The sequence below is a fragment of the Ruegeria sp. B11 genome, from assembly GCF_056539785.1.
This window is the reverse complement of record NZ_JBQFVO010000008.1, coordinates 1-15667: the sequence shown is the minus strand read 5'-3', so window position 1 is coordinate 15667 and position 15667 is coordinate 1. Positions and strand designations below refer to the sequence as shown.

Below are 15667 nucleotides of genomic sequence, written 5' to 3'. Positions count from 1 at the left end.
TCCGAAAACGTTCCATCTGAACCTCTGTCGCGCATTTTTCTGCAGGTGCAAAATGCCGGGCCGCCCGGAGTAGTAGAGGGGAAAGACGTGAAACTGATCATTGCGACAATCAAACCGTTCAAGCTTGAGGAGGTGCGCGAAGCACTGACCAATGCAGGCGTGCGCGGCATGATGGTGACTGAGATCAAAGGGTTTGGCTCGCAATCGGGTCACACCGAGATTTATCGCGGTGCCGAATACGCCGTGAATTTCGTTCCCAAGATCAAGCTTGAGATCGTGGTGCCCGCCACCATGGCCGACCAGATCGTCGAAACCATCACCACAACCGCCAAGACCGGCAAGATCGGTGACGGCAAGATTTTCGTCCTCGATGTCGAGCAAGCCCTGCGCGTGCGGACCGGGGAAACCAACGAAGAGGCGCTTTAAGCGCGCTTACTCACAATCACTCGAGGACTAACAATGAACCTGATGAAATCTCTCATCCCTGCCGCTGCGATCGTCGCACTGCCGCAGATGGGTCTTGCGCAAGAGGCCGCTACCGGAGAGCCCGCGCAACACACCCAATATATATTCACCACGCTGCTGTTCCTGATGGGCGGTTTCCTGGTGTTCTTCATGGCTGCAGGCTTTGCCATGCTCGAAGGCGGGCTGGTGCGCTCAAAGAACGTCGCGATGCAGATGACCAAAAACATCGCGCTGTTTTCAATCGCCGCGATCATGTACTGGCTGATCGGCTTCAACCTGATGTACCCCGGTGATGGTTGGACCATTTCTGGCTGGCTGGGCCCGTTCTTCTCGACTACCGTGCTTGACCCAGTGGGTGTCGGTGCAGATGCTGCGGCGCTTGACTACGCCTCAATCGGTTCGGATTTCTTCTTCCAACTGGTCTTTGTCGCAGCGACCGCCTCGATCGTGTCCGGTGCGGTGGCTGAACGGATCAAATTGTGGCCCTTCCTTGCCTTCGTTGTTGTCCTAACCGGCATCATGTACCCGATCTCGGGCTCGTGGCAGTGGGGTGGTGGTTGGCTGTCCGAAGCAGGCTTCTCGGACTTCGCTGGTTCGACCATCGTGCACTCGGTCGGTGGCTGGGCGGCTCTGGCAGGTGCCCTCATCCTTGGGCCGCGCATCGGTAAGTACAAGGACGGTAAAGTGCACCCGATGCCTGGTTCAAACCTGGCTCTGGCCACTCTGGGTACCTTTATCCTGTGGCTGGGTTGGTTCGGCTTCAACGGTGGTTCGCAGCTGGCGATGGGCACTGTAGGAGATGTCTCGGACGTATCGCGCATCTTTGCCAACACCAACATGGCTGCTGCATCCGGTGCCGTTGCCGCCCTTATCATGACACAGCTGCTGTACAAAAAGCCCGACCTGACCATGGTGCTGAACGGCGCGCTGGCGGGATTGGTGTCGATCACTGCTGAGCCGCTGGCCCCAACCCTGTTCGGCGCTCTGTGGATCGGTGCTGTGGGCGGTATCATCGTGGTCTTCGCGGTTCCGATGCTGGACAAGTTCAAGATCGACGACGTAGTCGGCGCCATCCCGGTCCACCTGTTCGCTGGCATCTGGGGCACCATCGCCGTGATCTTCTATGGCGAAGCCAGCCTGATCACTCAGCTGACCGGGATCATTGCTTATGGTGTCTTCACCTTTGGTGCTGCTCTTATCCTATGGTCGATCCTGAAGGCCACCGTAGGTATCCGTGTTAGCGAAGAGGACGAGATCAACGGCCTCGACATGGCTGAACTGGGTATGGAAGCGTATCCGGAATTCTCCAAGGGCTAATAGCCAACCAAGTAAAAACAAAAAAAAACCCGGGCGTTCGCGCCCGGGTTTTCCTTCATTCAAAGATATCGCTCAGACGCCGACATCTACAATCGCCTGCGCCAGAATGGGCACAGTATTGGCGTTCAAACCAGCGATGTTCAGGCGGCTGTCACCGACCATGTAAATGCCGTGATCGGCACGCAGCTTTTCAACCAGTTCTGGCGCGGCACCCAGTCGCGAAAACATGCCGCGATGCTGGGCGATAAATCCAAATCGATCCGATCCACTAAGGCTCTGCAACTCATCAGCCAGTTGCTGACGCAGGCCCAGCATGGAAAGGCGGACATCTTCCAATTCGGTCGCCCAATCTGCCCGCAGAGCATCGTCATTCAGGATCGTCGTCACCACCCGCGCGCCGTGATCAGGCGGGAATGAGTAGTTCTGGCGGTTCAGAAATGCCAGCGTAGACTGGTTCAGTGCAGTCTGTGCCGGATCGTCACTGATCGCCATCAGCAGGCCGGTGCGTTCACGGTAGACGCCGAAGTTCTTCGAACAAGACGCCGCGATCAGGCAGCGCTTCACTGACGATGCTACCAGACGGGTTGCCTGCGCATCTTCTTCCAGACCGTCGCCAAAGCCCTGATAGGCGATGTCGATCATTGCGACGAGGCCACGCGTGTTGATCAGGTTCACGACCTCTTGCCATTGCACCATATTTAAGTTGGCACCCGTTGGGTTGTGGCAACAGCCGTGCAGAAGAACCACGTCGCCTGCATTGGCAGTTTTCAGGTCCTCGATCATACCGTCGAAATCGACGCCACGCGATTCTCCGTCGAAATAACGGTATTGGACTGTCTCGATCCCTAGATAGTTCAGGATCGACAAATGGTTTGGCCATGTGGGGTTCGACACGAAAACACGCGCGGTGGGGTTGGCCATACGGATCATCTCAAACGCCTGACGACAGGCTCCGGTACCACCGGGGGTGGCTACGGCTGCAATGTTGCCACGCGGGACAGAAGTTCCGAGGATCAAGTCGATCATCGCGTCCGCAAAGGCTGGATCACCAGCCAGACCGGTATAAGCCTTGCTCTCCTGCTCTTCGAGAATACGCTTTTCAGCTGCTTTCACCGCGCGCATCACCGGAGTGACCCCCTCGGCGTTCTTGTAGACACCAACGCCCAGATCGATCTTCTGATCACGTGGGTCGTCGCGGTACATCTGCATCAACGCCAGAATCTTGTCTGCTGGCTGCGGTTTAAGGTTCTCGAACATCAGTTCTCTCCGGTTGCGACGGGCAGGGTTGGGAAGGCACCCCATTCAGCCCAGGAGCCGTCATATAGCGCGTGGTCTTTCTTGCCCATGCGTTCCAAGGCAAGGCTGAGAATTGCGGCAGTCACACCAGAGCCACAGGATGTGATCGCGGGTTTCGATAAGTCGACGCTGGCATCTTCGAAAACCGCGCGGCAGTCCTCGGGCGACTTCATCGTGCCATTCTTGTTCAACAGCATTCCAAAAGGCACGTTGCGCGAGCCTGGGATATGACCCGAGCGCAACCCCTCGCGCGGTTCAGCTTCGGTCCCGACGAAACGGGCCGCCGAGCGGGCATCGATGATCTCGTGATCCGCAAGCTTCGCGGCTGATGAAACTTGCGTCACATCGCGGACAAGGTGGTTCTGAACCCGCACCGTCATGTGACGGTCGCGAATAATGGGGGGCAGGTCTTCGATCTCGCGCCCTTCGGACTGCCATTTTGGCAGTCCACCATCCAGAACGGCAATATTGTCCTGTCCCATCAGACGGAACAACCACCAGACCCGCGCCGCCGACATCAGCCCCGCACCGTCATAGACCACGACCTGATGGCCATCGCCAACGCCCATCGCGCGCAGGCGCGACATGAACTTCTCGACCGGAGGTGCCATATGCGGCAAGTCGGAACGATGGTCGGATATCTCATCAATATCAAAGAACCGCGCACCAGGGATGTGGGCAGCGTCATACTCTGCCTTGGCGTCTCGCGCTTGCTGCGGCAGGTACCACGACCCATCCAGAATCCTTAGATCCGGATCCTTGAGATGTGCGGCAAGCCATTCGGTAGAAACGAGGGTTTTTGGATCGTCCTGCATCTATGCCTCCCCTAAGCGAGCTTGGGTTTTCCCTATACTTGGCAGGATGCAGGTTCAAGGCTGGATAGCGCTAGCGTCCCGACCACACTGGATTTATCGCAAACGACGCAGGCGATAATACTGGATGATCCCAATAACGCTGATGATGATCCAGAAGCCTTCGATCAGCATGGACGCAAGATTGAAGTTCTGCAGCAGTGAGAACACGATCAGCACCGAACCGATAAGATTCACCAGCGGAAAGGCCAGATCCTCCGAGTTCATCACTCGCATCTGGGTCGCAAAATATGCCGCAACAACGATCAAAGCCCCGAATGAGCCGATGGCATCGACGACGGTCAAACTGTCCAGTAGTGCGGTCATTGTATGGGGCTTTCCTATTCTGAAACTTCCGCTGGTTGCGAATAGTGGTGCATATTTAGAAAAGCAGCTCCCTGATCACCAGCGCGGTATCCATGCGGCACATCCGCAGAAAATCGCAATCCTTGACCGGATTGCAGCGGAACCCAGTTTCCATTTCGCAGCACGTCCAAAGCTCCGCTCAGAACAAAAACCTCTTCGGTTACGCCTGCTGCATGGGCCGGAGATTCGTGGCTTTGATTGGGTGACAACTCGACATGAAATGTTTCGGCCCCCAATGCGGGATCAAAGGGAAAGACAATCTTGACTTCGATGCTTCCTGGAAATCTCACGGTACTGAACACATCGGCATCTGTCGTGTCACGCATTGCAGCAGTACCAATCAAAGCACTCAGCGGGAGCTGGAAACCCTTCGCGATCTTCCACAGGGTCGCGATGGTCGGGCTTGATTCGCCACGCTCGATCTGGCCCAGCATAGCTTTGCTGACCCCGGTGAGTTCCGCGACTTTTGACAGGCTCAGCCCGGATGCCGCCCGCACATCCCTTAGTTTCAGCGTTAGTTCGTCCGATTCCATAGCCGCGCCCTGCGATTTGTCTTGTGCGTTATAACGTACATATGATACGTGCGCTATAACGTACACACCCAATATCGCAGTTTGGGCAATAGGGATACAGCATCATGCCAATGTACCGATCCAGAACCTCCACCCATGGCCGCAACATGGCCGGTGCTCGCGGCCTGTGGCGCGCCACCGGTATGGGAGACGACGATTTCGGCAAACCGATCATCGCCATCGTCAACTCGTTCACCCAGTTTGTACCCGGTCACGTCCACCTGAAGGACCTGGGACAGATGGTTGCGCGTGAGGTTGAGGCCGCTGGCGGTGTCGCCAAAGAGTTCAACACCATTGCGGTCGATGACGGCATCGCCATGGGCCATGACGGGATGCTGTATTCGCTGCCCTCGCGTGAGGTGATTGCGGATTCTGTTGAATACATGGTTAACGCCCACTGCGCGGACGCTATGGTCTGTATCTCGAACTGCGACAAGATCACGCCCGGCATGTTGATGGCGGCCATGCGTCTGAACATCCCTGCGATCTTTGTCTCGGGTGGACCTATGGAGGCGGGCAAGATCGACATCGCCGATCTGGACGCCAAGAAGATCGACCTTGTCGACGCCATGGTTGCCGCAGCGGATGATCGATTTACCGATGAGCAGGTGCAACACATTGAAGAAAACGCCTGTCCAACCTGTGGTTCATGCTCGGGCATGTTCACCGCGAACTCGATGAATTGTCTGGCCGAGGCACTGGGTCTGGCGCTGCCGGGCAATGGCTCGACCCTGGCCACACATGCCGACCGTAAAGAGTTGTTCTTGGAAGCTGGTCGCCGCATCGTCGAGATCACCAAGCGCCACTATGATCTGGACGAGAAAGGCTTCCTGCCGCGTGAAATCGCCACGTTCGACGCGTTCGAAAATGCCATGAGCTTGGATATCGCAATGGGTGGATCGACCAATACGGTGCTTCATTTGCTGGCCATCGCGCACGAAGGTGAAGTGCATTTCACCATGTCCGACATGGACCGCCTGAGCCGCCAAGTGCCCTGTTTGTGCAAAGTCGCGCCCAACATCGAAAACGTGCACATGGAAGACGTCCACCGCGCTGGTGGCATCTTCTCGATCCTCGGTGAACTCAGCCGCGCAGGCTTGCTGCATGAGGATTGCCATACAGTGCATTCGGGCACCATGGGCGAAGCAATTGCCAACTGGGACATCAAAGTCGCCAACAACCCGAAGGCTCAGGACCTGTTCAAAGCGGCGCCCGGCGGCGTGCGTACTACACAAGCCTTCAGCCAGTCGAACCGCTACAAGGAGCTGGACACTGACCGCGAAGGCGGCGTGATCCGCTCGAAAGAGCACGCATTCAGCCAGGATGGCGGTCTGGCAGTATTGTTCGGCAATATCGCGCGCGACGGCTGTATCGTGAAAACTGCGGGTGTGGATGAGAACATCCTGAAATTCACGGGCTCAGCTTATGTCTGCGAAAGCCAGGACCAGGCTGTCAATGACATCCTGACCGGCAAGGTCAAGGAAGGTGACGTGGTGGTGATCCGCTACGAAGGCCCGCGTGGTGGGCCGGGAATGCAGGAAATGCTGTATCCGACTTCGTATCTGAAATCCAAGGGACTGGGCAAAGCCTGCGCGCTGCTGACTGACGGTCGTTTCTCGGGTGGCACCTCGGGCTTATCAATCGGCCACGTCTCGCCCGAAGCAGCGGAAGGTGGTGAGATCGGTTTGGTGAAAACCGGCGACACGATCGAAATCGACATTCCCAACCGCAGCATCCATCTGGTGGTCTCCGACGAAGACCTGGCCGCGCGGCGCGAAGAGCAGGACGAGAAGGGCTGGCAGCCCGTTGCACCACGTAAGCGTAAAGTGTCCACCGCGCTAAAAGCCTATGCCAAATTGACGACCAGTGCCGCAAAAGGTGCCGTCCGTCAGGTCTAAGCACTGCGGGTGAGCGAACACTCCCGCACCCGATACATGGAATCGGCTGCGCCGATTCCACTTTCGGAATTTGGGCCCGGCGCCGCGCTTTGCGCGGCGCCGGGCCCAACCAGAGGAGATGTCTCACAAGAGACATTGACGATGGGCGGGAGCGTCACACTTCGAGCGTCTTAATCACCCAGCTTGGCGTGAATCTCATCCAGATCGATCTCACCCGTCGGCATTTTGTTGGCGGGATTTTCGAAATCATACTTGAACAGTTCAAAATCCTGTTTGTAGATCTCGTAGACCAGATGCATCGACAAATCGTCAAAGTAATCCTCGACCGGATGCACGCGTTTTGGCCCATGGCCTTCGGATTCGTTGAAGCGCGGGATTTCGGACAGAGTCACGGGATGCGAGGTTTCAAGATTGTCCAACACACCCTGCATCCCATCGTTGAACTTCTCGGTCCAAAAAATCCGATCATATCGCCCGCCATTAGCGATCAGCGTCGAGACATGGCCAGACATCGCCGACCAGTGAATGTCGGGGTCCATCGGCCGCCGCCAACGGATCGTGTCACGTGCAAATAACAGAAACCGGCGGAAACTGGCGATCTGATCGAACTCGCCTTTGCCATCGTCACCGCCAACCTCGATCCCATAATTGTAGATCAGCGTTGGCACCAGATTGCCGCGATAGCGTTTGCCGTTGCGCTGAATGCCACAGATCTTGTCAAAAAAGGAACTGAGAATGCGTGTGTAGGGATTACGCACGCAGGTAAACGTATAGGACTGGTGCGATTGAACATTTCTGGCAATCGGATCCTGACTGGCACCAAAGGCCCACTTGTGCATTCCGTCCTTGGCGTCGTGAATGTCACCATCAAAGAAGCTGCCATGATCCGAGAAATACATGATTTGCCCGATCGTCGAGCAGGCGCATTTCGGCACAACACGGTAGACCATGCTTTGACTTTCGGTCATCCATGTTCCTGGAAAACCCATCTACTGCGCCTCCTTAGCCAGTTATCGCATTGATACTCCGGCATTTTGACCCAAAGAACCAAAAATATTCTGTTTATTCAATCGCTCATCCTCAGTATCACGGTTGCAATTGGGCAGAAACGGGGAATTACGAGACGCAAATGGCAAAGATTGCCTATATCTTGCTGTGCCACAAAGATCCTGACGCGATCATTGCGCAGGCCAGTCAGCTAACGGCTGCCGGCGATTGTATGGCGATCCATTTTGACGCTCGCGCCAACGATACGGATTATGCGCAGATACGCGACGCCCTGAAAGATAACCGCAGCGTCGCATTTGCGACGAAGCGGATCAAATGCGGATGGGGCGAATGGTCACTGGTTCAGGCCACGCTCCATGCATTACAGGCGGCGGTGGATCAGTTCCCGAGGGTCACCCATTTTTACATGCTGTCCGGCGATTGCATGGCAATTAAAACCGCCGAGTATGTGCACAGCTTCCTTGATGAACGCGACATGGATTTCATCGAAAGCCATGACTTCTTCGAAAGCAATTGGATTAAGACCGGAATGAAAGAAGACCGGCTGATCTATCGTCACTATTTCAACGAACGCAATCAGCCGCGCCTGTTCTATGCCGCATACGAAATGCAAAAGCGTTTCGGTCTGACCCGCGGCATACCTGCAGACCTGCAGGTCAAGATCGGCAGCCAGTGGTGGTGCCTGCGCCGTCGCACAGTCGAGATGATTCTGGACTTCCTGCGCCAACGCCGCGATGTGGTCCGGTTTTTCTCGACCACCTGGATTCCGGACGAGACGTTCTTTCAGACGCTTGTTCGCCACCTCGTCCCGAAGCAGGAAATCGAAAACCGTACACTGACATTTTTGATGTTTTCCGACTATGGCATGCCTGTCACCTTCTACAATGATCACTATGACATGCTGTTGGGGCAGAACTACCTATTCGCTCGCAAGATCAGCCCCGAGGCTCATGAGTTGAAGGAACGGTTGGGTCAGCTTTATGCCAGCGAAGGGGTCACGTTCCACATCTCGGACGAAGGGCGTAATCTGTATCACTTCCTTGCCGGTCGCGGTCGGGTAGGACGACGTTTCGCTCAGCGCTTTTGGGAGGTCGGCAATACGTTAGGCCCCGAGCGTCAGGCGTTTCTGATTGTTTGCAAGAAGTGGCATGTCGCCAAACGGCTTGTTGACCAGATCGCGTCGGAAACCCCCATTCCCTGCATCGAATACATCTATGATGAGCAGGATACGCCATTGCCCGATTTGGGTGGAATCGAGACGACCCTGATTAAGCGGTCGCGCCATCGGCGGGCCGTTGCACGTATGTTGTTCGATTATTTCCAAAGCGACAGGCTGGTACTCTGCATAGATCCGGCCAATCTGGACGTCATTCAGGATTTCTGTGCAGATCAGGCCCAAACACGAGTTCTGGAAATCGAATGTGCCTATTCAGATGAATATCTGACGGGCCATGCCCATCGTGTCGGTCTTGCGGGCCAGAACAGCTCACAGGATTCTCTTGCACGTCTGCTACCGACCCTTCGCAACGCGCTGTCTTACGAATCCGAATTGATCCGCAGCACCCAGAATGATGGGCTGTTCCATTTGCGTGAGGCGGCGGATCGTTCGGAGAATGAGGTGATTATCGCGGAATTTCTGGGGATCAGTGCCGATCAGGCCAAAGCGATCATGCAACTGGATTACCTGTTCGCTGATTGAATCCGGCGGCACGATCAGGTGCCGCCGGACATTCGAGTTCAGATGTCGAATTTGACACCTTGCGCCAATGGCAACTCGGCCGAATAGTTTACCGTGTTGGTCTGACGGCGCATGTAGGCTTTCCAGGCATCTGATCCGCTTTCGCGCCCGCCTCCGGTCTCCTTCTCGCCACCAAATGCGCCACCGATCTCGGCCCCGGACGGGCCGATGTTCACATTGGCAATCCCGCAATCCGACCCGGCCGCTGTCAGGAATTGCTCGGCTTCGCGCATGTTCAGTGTAAAAACGCAGGACGACAAGCCCTGTGGCACGTCGTTCTGAATCTCGATCGCCTCGGCAAAATCGTCATAGCCCATGACGTAAAGGATCGGAGCAAAGGTCTCGGCCTTCACAGTCGCGGTCTGGCCCGGCATCTCAACGATGGCCGGTTGCATATAAACACCGCCCGGCACACCTTCGGTCACGCGCTGACCTCCGAACACGGCACCACCCTCGGCCTTTGCTGATTCAAGCGCTGCGGTCATCGCATTGCCCGAAGCTTCATCCACCAACGGCCCAATCAACGTACCCTCGGTCAACGGATTACCGATGGGCAGACCTGCATAGGCTTTCTTCAGACGCCCAACCAGTTCCTCGCGGATCGAGTTGTGTACAATCAACCGCCGCAGTGTCGTACAGCGCTGCCCCGCTGTCCCGACAGCCGAGAATACGATCGCGCGCACCGCCATTTCCAGATCAGCCGACGGCCCAACGATCATCGCGTTATTTCCGCCGAGCTCAAGAATACACTTGCCAAAGCGCTGCGCCACGATCGGCGCAACCGCGCGGCCCATCCGGGTCGAGCCGGTGGCTGAAATGATCGGCACATCCTCGCTTGCAACCAGCGCCTCACCCAGATCGGCACCACCGATCAGGGTCTGCAAAAGCCCCTCGGGGGCGTCACCAAACCGGGCCAACGCCCGCTCAAAGATTTTCTGGCAAGCCAACGCGGTCAGAGGCGTTTTCTCGGACGGTTTCCAAACTACCGGATCACCACAGACCAGGGCCAGCGCAGCATTCCACGACCATACCGCCACCGGGAAATTAAAGGCCGAGATCACTCCGACCGGTCCCGCCGGATGCCACGTTTCCATCATCCGATGACCCGGGCGTTCCGAAGCAATGGTCAGACCATAAAGCTGCCGCGACAGACCAACAGCAAAATCACAGATGTCGATCATCTCCTGCACTTCGCCCAGACCTTCCGAGGTGATCTTGCCTGCCTCCCAACTGACAAGCGCGCCAAGGTCGTCCTTGGCGGCCCGCAGCTCTTCGCCCAGCAGTCGGATCAACTCACCCCGGCGCGGAGCCGGCACAACGCGCCATTCCTTGAACGCCGCTTTCGAGCGGGCAAAGATGGCCCCCATCTCGGAAACCGGAGTTTCGTGAACCTCGGCCAACAGGCTGCCATCTATCGGAGAGGTCACCCGCAGCGACCCGCCGCTAAGCTCAGCTGCAGTCAGGTCCAAATTCGCAAGCGTGGTTTCAGCAGTCATTATAATGTCTTTCATATCTCAAGCCGCCTTGTTTTGTTCGGTAACGTCACCGGCGCGATAAAGCCGGCCAAATTCGGTGTTCAGGAAATCGGCAAGCTTTACCTGCTCTTGCCGAACAAAGCCTTTCGAGGGCAGAACCCCTGTCCGCATCAGATCGACGACACCCAATACGCCTGCCGCAGTGGTTACTTGGATCGCACTCCAGACTTGTCCATCGATGGTGCGCGCAAAGGACTTGTTGATCAGGGATTTCTCACGCAACGTGCCGTCAACGATGCCCTTTGCAGTGCAATAGACCAACACGACGTCTTGATCCGTACGCGGCAAGGCCGTTTCAAAAATCTCTTTCAGCAGATCGCGGCGACGCTCTAGTCCCAGGTCACTGAGCAACAAGCGCAAGATATCCCGATGGCCCGGATAGCGGATCGAGCGATAGGATACCGCCTTCGCCTTACCGTCTAGCGTCTCGGGCAAGGTGCCCAGCCCGCCCGATGTATTGAAGCACTCGTACTCGACTCCGTCATGGCCGATCAGCTCATAATCTTCGAGGGGGGCTGTCTTAACCCTCTCGCCATTCACAATGGCATCGCAGAGGTTGCAGTATTCGTTGATTAGCCCATCGGTTGACCAAGTCAGGTTATATTTCAACGCGTTGGTCGGATAGAGCGGTAACGCCCCGACCCGCATATGCAGGCTGTCGATTTCATCGAACTCCGCCGCCAGCGCAGCGCCTGCAATCCCGACAAACCCGGGGGCCAACCCGCATTGCGGCATAAATGCCGTCTCGCTGTTCTGCGCCAGCTCGCGCACCGCGTTGGTGGCGGCGACATCTTCGGTCAGGTCAAAGTAATGCGCCCCAACAGTTTTGGCCGCGCTCGCAATCGCCGGTGTCAGAAAGAACGGCGCAGCAGAGATCACCGCATCAAACCCTTTAAGGCCTTTCTCCAAGCCCGCGCTATCGCTGGCATCAATCTGCCGCGTAGAAATGCCCCGTTTCTTGAATGCTGACAGGGCCGCAAGATCGTGATCGGCAACAGTCACCGTGTAATGTGCCGAGGTTTTCAGCAAAGTCGCGATCATCTGACCGATCTTCCCCGCCCCGACTACGCAAATATTCCAGCTCAAAACGCGCCTCCATTCTGTGTTTCTTTTGATTATGAAGGGCGACTTGTTCGGATTGCAGATCGTATCTTGACGAAATGAGGTAATATTCCGTCATTTTGCCATATTATACGTCACTTTGCTAAATAACTTACTCGAATATGACTTCGAACATGGTCGAATTCACAATCGTTTCAGCGCTCCTTTGAAGTGATTGTACTATCAGGTATGAGAGGACCATTGTCGGCTATACAACGCGGGCAATCGCGGTTCGCCCAAGCATATAGGTGCCTTCAATGAGATCTCTCCGTGTCCTGCTTACCTGTTTCGCATGCCTGCTTCCTTTTGCAGCTCTGGCCCAATCCGCTGAGGCGCCTGTCGCTGAGATTTCGTTAGAGCTCAATGCGTTGGAAGACGTTGGTAGTGCCTGCAGATTGACCTTTCTGGTGACCAACCAATCCGGAGCCACTATCGATGAAGCCGTATTCGAGACGGTGATATTTGACACCGAAGGCAGTGTCGTTACCCTCTCGCTTTTTGATTTTCGCGACTTACCTTTGGATCGCCCACGTGTCCGTCAGTTCGATCTGCCAGAGATGTCTTGCACGACTGTTGGGCGCGCATTGATCAATGGCGCGAGTTCATGCGTGGTAAAAGGCTCTCAGAGCGACATCTGTCAATCGACCCTAACGCTCAGCAGCCGGATTGAAGTGGAGTTGCTTGGATGAATATTCTCTCTTCTCTTCGAGAGATCCTGACCCTTGGCGGGCCCGTTGTGGCTATCCTTATTGTCATGTCGGTCCTGACCTTAGCAGTTACTCTTTACAAGCTTTGGCAGTTCGCTGCCTGTGGCGTAGGGCGGCACAAGGTTCTGTCACAAGCGCTGCAAGCCTGGGATGCTGGAGATCGAGCCACTGCACGCGCGCGCCTCGCTCGGAGCAGCAGCTATCTTGCACCGCTTGTCGAAGCCGCGATGGACGCGCCGGACACTCCTGATCTGGACGCTCGACTGGATGCCGAAGCTGGATTGGCACTGGCCGGGCTGGAGCGCGGATTTCGGCTTTTGGATACGGTCGCCCAGCTTGCACCCCTGCTTGGATTGTTCGGAACAGTTTTGGGAATGATCAATGCATTCCAAAGCCTTCAGTCTGCCGGGTCTTCTGTCGATCCCTCATTGTTGGCAGGTGGCATCTGGGTTGCTCTGGTAACAACAGCCGTTGGCCTTGCGGTGGCAATGCCGACTTCAATGGTCTTGTCTTGGTTTGAAAGCCGAACTGCCCGGGAACGGGTGTTTGCGGACAAAGCACTGCGCACGGTTCTGGTCCCGAACAGCTCGAACCAGCCCGCCTCAGGCAGGACCGAGATTCTGAACGCTGAACATGCGTAACACGGCGCCCTTTGTCAGACGACCGATGTCGATGACCCCGCTCATCGATGTCATCTTTTTGCTGTTGCTGTTTTTCATGTTGTCTTCAACTTTCTCAAAGTTCGCGGAGATCGAAATCAGCAGCGCAACCTCAGGCGCATCAGAATCGGCTGAACCCGTCGAGCGAATATTCATCCAGATCGGTACCGAGCGCGTGACTTTGAATGGCGAAACACTGGCGCTGGATGAACTGTCTACGCGGATCGGGGCCGGTCAGGCACTGGTAAGCCTTGATGCGGATACATCCGCCCAACGACTTGTGGATTTGCTGGTTGTTTTGCGTGGCCGCGATGGCTTGACCGTCACGGTGTTGGAGTAGACCGATGATCCGCTTTGGTCGCCCAAGCCGCAAACGAGACTCGACCATCCCTCTGATCAACGTCGTCTTTCTGATGCTGATCTTCTTTCTGATTGCAGGCACCCTGGCACCACCGCTTGATCCCGAGCTTCAGCTTGTCGACACATCGGAACTCGAAGGCCGCGACCCTCCCGATGCGCTTGTCTTGAACGCTGATGGCATCCTCAGTTTTCGTGGGGTGCAAACCGACCCTGAGGCTTTTATGGCCAGCCATGATGACGGACCCGTTAGGATTGTCCCCGACCGCAATGTTTCAGGCCAACGATTGATGGAGGTAACCGGTGCCCTTCGACGGCATGGGGCGCCATCTGTGTACCTCGTGACCCAGCAGGCTTTAAAATGATCCGGAAGTCAGCAGCCATCGCTGCGTTGGCGGGTGTGCTTTCGCTTGTCCTGCATATCTTTGGGATCAGTTTCTACGGTTCCAGTCTGCCAGAACTGCGGGCCAATGAGGAATCGGTCAGTTTGATCGAGCTTGGCAACACATTCGAGGAATTCACCGACGACACGACGGACCCGGTGCAGCCGGACTCTGCTGAAGCCCCCGAGCCTCCGGTTGAAGACACTGTTAAGCTCGATACTGCCGACATCCCGATCAGCGATACACTCGTCGCTTCCCCCAATCCTCAGCAGGTATCTTCACCCGATGTCGGAGCGCCCGTCGCCCCACGATCAGAGCTACAGGAAGAGGTGCCGACCGAACCGGTCGCCCCGTCCAATCCAGAACCAGCCACAGACGCAGATACCGCCGTAACGCCAGCGGTCGACCCGGAACCCGAGCGCTTGGCAGCTTTACCGCCCACAGACGGCTCAACAGCGCCGGTCCCCCCACTCGAGAGCACGGCAGTCGAACCAGAAATCCCAAGTTCGGTCGATGAGCCAACAAACGAGCCACCAGAAGAACAAGCCGCGCCTTCCGATCAGGCCGTATCTGTTTCCAAACGCCCCCGCCTCCCGGACAGAAGGCCCGCAACGGATACGCCAAAATCACTTGATGGGTTCAGTAACTTCGACAATTTGCGCAACCCTACGCAGACATTGGAGTCGCCGCTTAGCCTTTATCAAAAGGAAGGGGCTGACCCGTTCCGAGCCAGCAGTGGCCGAAATCAATCCTCGGGTCGCGGCGTTGGAAACTCCGATACCACTAACTATGCCGGACAAGTCCTGGTCCACCTCAATCAAACGCCCGTCGTCTATGTCCCGGTCCGCGGGTTTGCGCAGGTATTCTTCGAAATTAACCCTGATGGATCACTGGCTTGGGTTGATATCGTCGATAGCTCTGGCTCACCTGAAATCGAACGCGCCGCCAGAGATCAAGTCATGCGCGCCGCTCCATTTCCCCGCCCACCAAGCGGGTCAAGCCGCAGGCTATCGTTTTATTACCAAAATAGTTGATACCAAAGACAGCAGTTCGCCGAACCAGTTGTTCGTTCCCTGAATGCTTCAACACGCTCTAAGGAGAGGATTTCCATCGGTCGTCACGGCAAGGTCACCGTGGGCGAAGCACAGAAGTTGGCAAAAAAGAGCTGAGGGGGTAAGTGGCTAGTTACGAAAAGAAGTTTCCTATCGTTGCTTCCACAGTGCTTCTAGAAGTATTGGTGCAAATAGAAACACCGCCCTAGGGCGGTGCGTAAACATCTGATGTTGCACGGTGTATTTTTATTTGCGGGAGTAGGAATTGAACCTACGACCTTCATGTTATGAGCCTGACGAGGTTTGATCGTTAAGCAATTGATCGGGTTGATCAATTGTAGTCCGCACGGGCTGTGTTTGGA

16 protein-coding genes are annotated in these 15667 nt (G+C 56.1%); 9 read left to right on the top strand and 7 right to left on the bottom strand.

Going from position 1 to position 15667, the window contains the following annotated elements; genetic code table 11:
- Nucleotides 1-87: 87 nt before the first annotated feature.
- Together ACR0I1_RS19035 and ACR0I1_RS19030 are read left to right on the top strand one after the other, a co-directional pair.
- On the top strand, nt 88-426 hold the full coding sequence (locus ACR0I1_RS19035) for a P-II family nitrogen regulator (protein WP_039541190.1): 339 nt from the start codon (nt 88-90) through the stop codon (nt 424-426).
- A 33-nt stretch (nt 427-459) separates the two neighbouring features.
- Entirely contained in the window at nt 460-1782 is a 1323-nt protein-coding gene (locus ACR0I1_RS19030) for an ammonium transporter (RefSeq protein WP_170395150.1), read from the top strand.
- Nucleotides 1783-1854: 72 nt separating this feature from the next.
- Here ACR0I1_RS19030 and ACR0I1_RS19025 read toward each other — a convergent pair whose 3' ends face one another.
- From ACR0I1_RS19025 to ACR0I1_RS19010, 4 genes are all read right to left on the bottom strand, one after another.
- Entirely contained in the window at nt 1855-3039 is a 1185-nt protein-coding gene (locus tag ACR0I1_RS19025; protein ID WP_480562687.1) for an amino acid aminotransferase, read from the bottom strand.
- Nucleotides 3039-3893 carry a 3-mercaptopyruvate sulfurtransferase gene (gene sseA / locus ACR0I1_RS19020; RefSeq protein ID WP_480562686.1) on the bottom strand — a complete coding sequence of 285 codons (855 nt, stop codon included), beginning with the start codon at nt 3891-3893 and terminating at the stop codon, nt 3039-3041. The genes ACR0I1_RS19025 and sseA overlap by 1 nt, the downstream gene beginning before the upstream one ends.
- 93 nt (nt 3894-3986) lie before the next feature.
- Nucleotides 3987-4256, bottom strand: coding sequence for a CBU_0592 family membrane protein (locus ACR0I1_RS19015; protein ID WP_170395139.1), 270 nt, complete (start codon nt 4254-4256; stop codon nt 3987-3989).
- Nucleotides 4257-4270: 14 nt separating this feature from the next.
- Nucleotides 4271-4828: an XRE family transcriptional regulator gene (locus tag ACR0I1_RS19010; protein ID WP_170395136.1), complete on the bottom strand. Its 558-nt coding sequence runs from the start codon at nt 4826-4828 to the stop codon at nt 4271-4273.
- Between the two features lie 104 nt (nt 4829-4932).
- Between ACR0I1_RS19010 and ilvD the strand changes: the two genes are divergently transcribed.
- The gene (gene ilvD, locus ACR0I1_RS19005; RefSeq protein WP_480707548.1) at nt 4933-6765 is read left to right on the top strand and encodes a dihydroxy-acid dehydratase; all 1833 of its coding nucleotides are present in this window, start codon (nt 4933-4935) and stop codon (nt 6763-6765) included.
- A gap of 170 nt (nt 6766-6935) precedes the next feature.
- Here ilvD and ACR0I1_RS19000 read toward each other — a convergent pair whose 3' ends face one another.
- On the bottom strand, nt 6936-7754 hold the full coding sequence (locus ACR0I1_RS19000) for a sulfotransferase family protein (RefSeq protein WP_170423261.1): 819 nt from the start codon (nt 7752-7754) through the stop codon (nt 6936-6938).
- A 140-nt stretch (nt 7755-7894) separates the two neighbouring features.
- Here ACR0I1_RS19000 and ACR0I1_RS18995 point away from each other — a divergent pair, with 140 nt between their 5' ends.
- Nucleotides 7895-9472: a DUF5928 domain-containing protein gene (locus ACR0I1_RS18995; protein WP_480563164.1), complete on the top strand. Its 1578-nt coding sequence runs from the start codon at nt 7895-7897 to the stop codon at nt 9470-9472.
- Nucleotides 9473-9510: 38 nt separating this feature from the next.
- Here ACR0I1_RS18995 and amaB read toward each other — a convergent pair whose 3' ends face one another.
- Entirely contained in the window at nt 9511-11022 is a 1512-nt protein-coding gene (gene amaB / locus ACR0I1_RS18990; RefSeq protein ID WP_480707547.1) for an L-piperidine-6-carboxylate dehydrogenase, read from the bottom strand.
- A 3-nt stretch (nt 11023-11025) separates the two neighbouring features.
- Nucleotides 11026-12132, bottom strand: coding sequence for a saccharopine dehydrogenase NADP-binding domain-containing protein (locus tag ACR0I1_RS18985; protein ID WP_170626354.1), 1107 nt, complete (start codon nt 12130-12132; stop codon nt 11026-11028).
- 272 nt (nt 12133-12404) lie between these two features.
- Here ACR0I1_RS18985 and ACR0I1_RS18980 point away from each other — a divergent pair, with 272 nt between their 5' ends.
- Genes ACR0I1_RS18980 through ACR0I1_RS18960 form a run of 5 tightly spaced genes read left to right on the top strand, consistent with a single transcriptional unit; the run spans nt 12405 to nt 15287 of the window.
- Nucleotides 12405-12836, top strand: coding sequence for a hypothetical protein (locus ACR0I1_RS18980; protein ID WP_480707546.1), 432 nt, complete (start codon nt 12405-12407; stop codon nt 12834-12836).
- A complete protein-coding gene (locus tag ACR0I1_RS18975) occupies nt 12833-13495 on the top strand; it encodes a MotA/TolQ/ExbB proton channel family protein (protein ID WP_480707545.1) in 663 nt (220 codons plus the stop codon). The genes ACR0I1_RS18980 and ACR0I1_RS18975 overlap by 4 nt, the downstream gene beginning before the upstream one ends.
- Before the next feature lie 31 nt (nt 13496-13526).
- A complete protein-coding gene (locus ACR0I1_RS18970) occupies nt 13527-13853 on the top strand; it encodes a biopolymer transporter ExbD (RefSeq protein WP_170395115.1) in 327 nt (108 codons plus the stop codon).
- A gap of 4 nt (nt 13854-13857) precedes the next feature.
- Nucleotides 13858-14235, top strand: coding sequence for an ExbD/TolR family protein (locus tag ACR0I1_RS18965; protein ID WP_170597127.1), 378 nt, complete (start codon nt 13858-13860; stop codon nt 14233-14235).
- Nucleotides 14232-15287: an energy transducer TonB family protein gene (locus tag ACR0I1_RS18960; protein WP_480707544.1), complete on the top strand. Its 1056-nt coding sequence runs from the start codon at nt 14232-14234 to the stop codon at nt 15285-15287. Before ACR0I1_RS18965 ends, ACR0I1_RS18960 begins: the two co-directional genes overlap by 4 nt.
- Nucleotides 15288-15667 lie beyond the last annotated feature (380 nt).

Bases quoted from the DNA above. Each gene is read 5' to 3' on its own strand.
- ACR0I1_RS19010 (WP_170395136.1), bottom strand. From the start codon at position 4,828: ATGGAATCGGACGAACTAACGCTGAAACTAAGGGATGTGCGGGCGGCA.
- ACR0I1_RS19030 (WP_170395150.1), top strand. From the start codon at position 460: ATGAACCTGATGAAATCTCTCATCCCTGCCGCTGCGATCGTCGCACTG.
- ACR0I1_RS19015 (WP_170395139.1), bottom strand. From the start codon at position 4,256: ATGACCGCACTACTGGACAGTTTGACCGTCGTCGATGCCATCGGCTCA.
- ACR0I1_RS19025 (WP_480562687.1), bottom strand. From the start codon at position 3,039: ATGTTCGAGAACCTTAAACCGCAGCCAGCAGACAAGATTCTGGCGTTG.
- ACR0I1_RS18970 (WP_170395115.1), top strand. From the start codon at position 13,527: ATGACCCCGCTCATCGATGTCATCTTTTTGCTGTTGCTGTTTTTCATG.
- amaB (WP_480707547.1), bottom strand. From the start codon at position 11,022: ATGAAAGACATTATAATGACTGCTGAAACCACGCTTGCGAATTTGGAC.
- ilvD (WP_480707548.1), top strand. From the start codon at position 4,933: ATGCCAATGTACCGATCCAGAACCTCCACCCATGGCCGCAACATGGCC.
- ACR0I1_RS18965 (WP_170597127.1), top strand. From the start codon at position 13,858: ATGATCCGCTTTGGTCGCCCAAGCCGCAAACGAGACTCGACCATCCCT.
- ACR0I1_RS18980 (WP_480707546.1), top strand. From the start codon at position 12,405: ATGAGATCTCTCCGTGTCCTGCTTACCTGTTTCGCATGCCTGCTTCCT.
- ACR0I1_RS19000 (WP_170423261.1), bottom strand. From the start codon at position 7,754: ATGGGTTTTCCAGGAACATGGATGACCGAAAGTCAAAGCATGGTCTAC.
- ACR0I1_RS18960 (WP_480707544.1), top strand. From the start codon at position 14,232: ATGATCCGGAAGTCAGCAGCCATCGCTGCGTTGGCGGGTGTGCTTTCG.
- ACR0I1_RS18995 (WP_480563164.1), top strand. From the start codon at position 7,895: ATGGCAAAGATTGCCTATATCTTGCTGTGCCACAAAGATCCTGACGCG.
- ACR0I1_RS18975 (WP_480707545.1), top strand. From the start codon at position 12,833: ATGAATATTCTCTCTTCTCTTCGAGAGATCCTGACCCTTGGCGGGCCC.
- sseA (WP_480562686.1), bottom strand. From the start codon at position 3,893: ATGCAGGACGATCCAAAAACCCTCGTTTCTACCGAATGGCTTGCCGCA.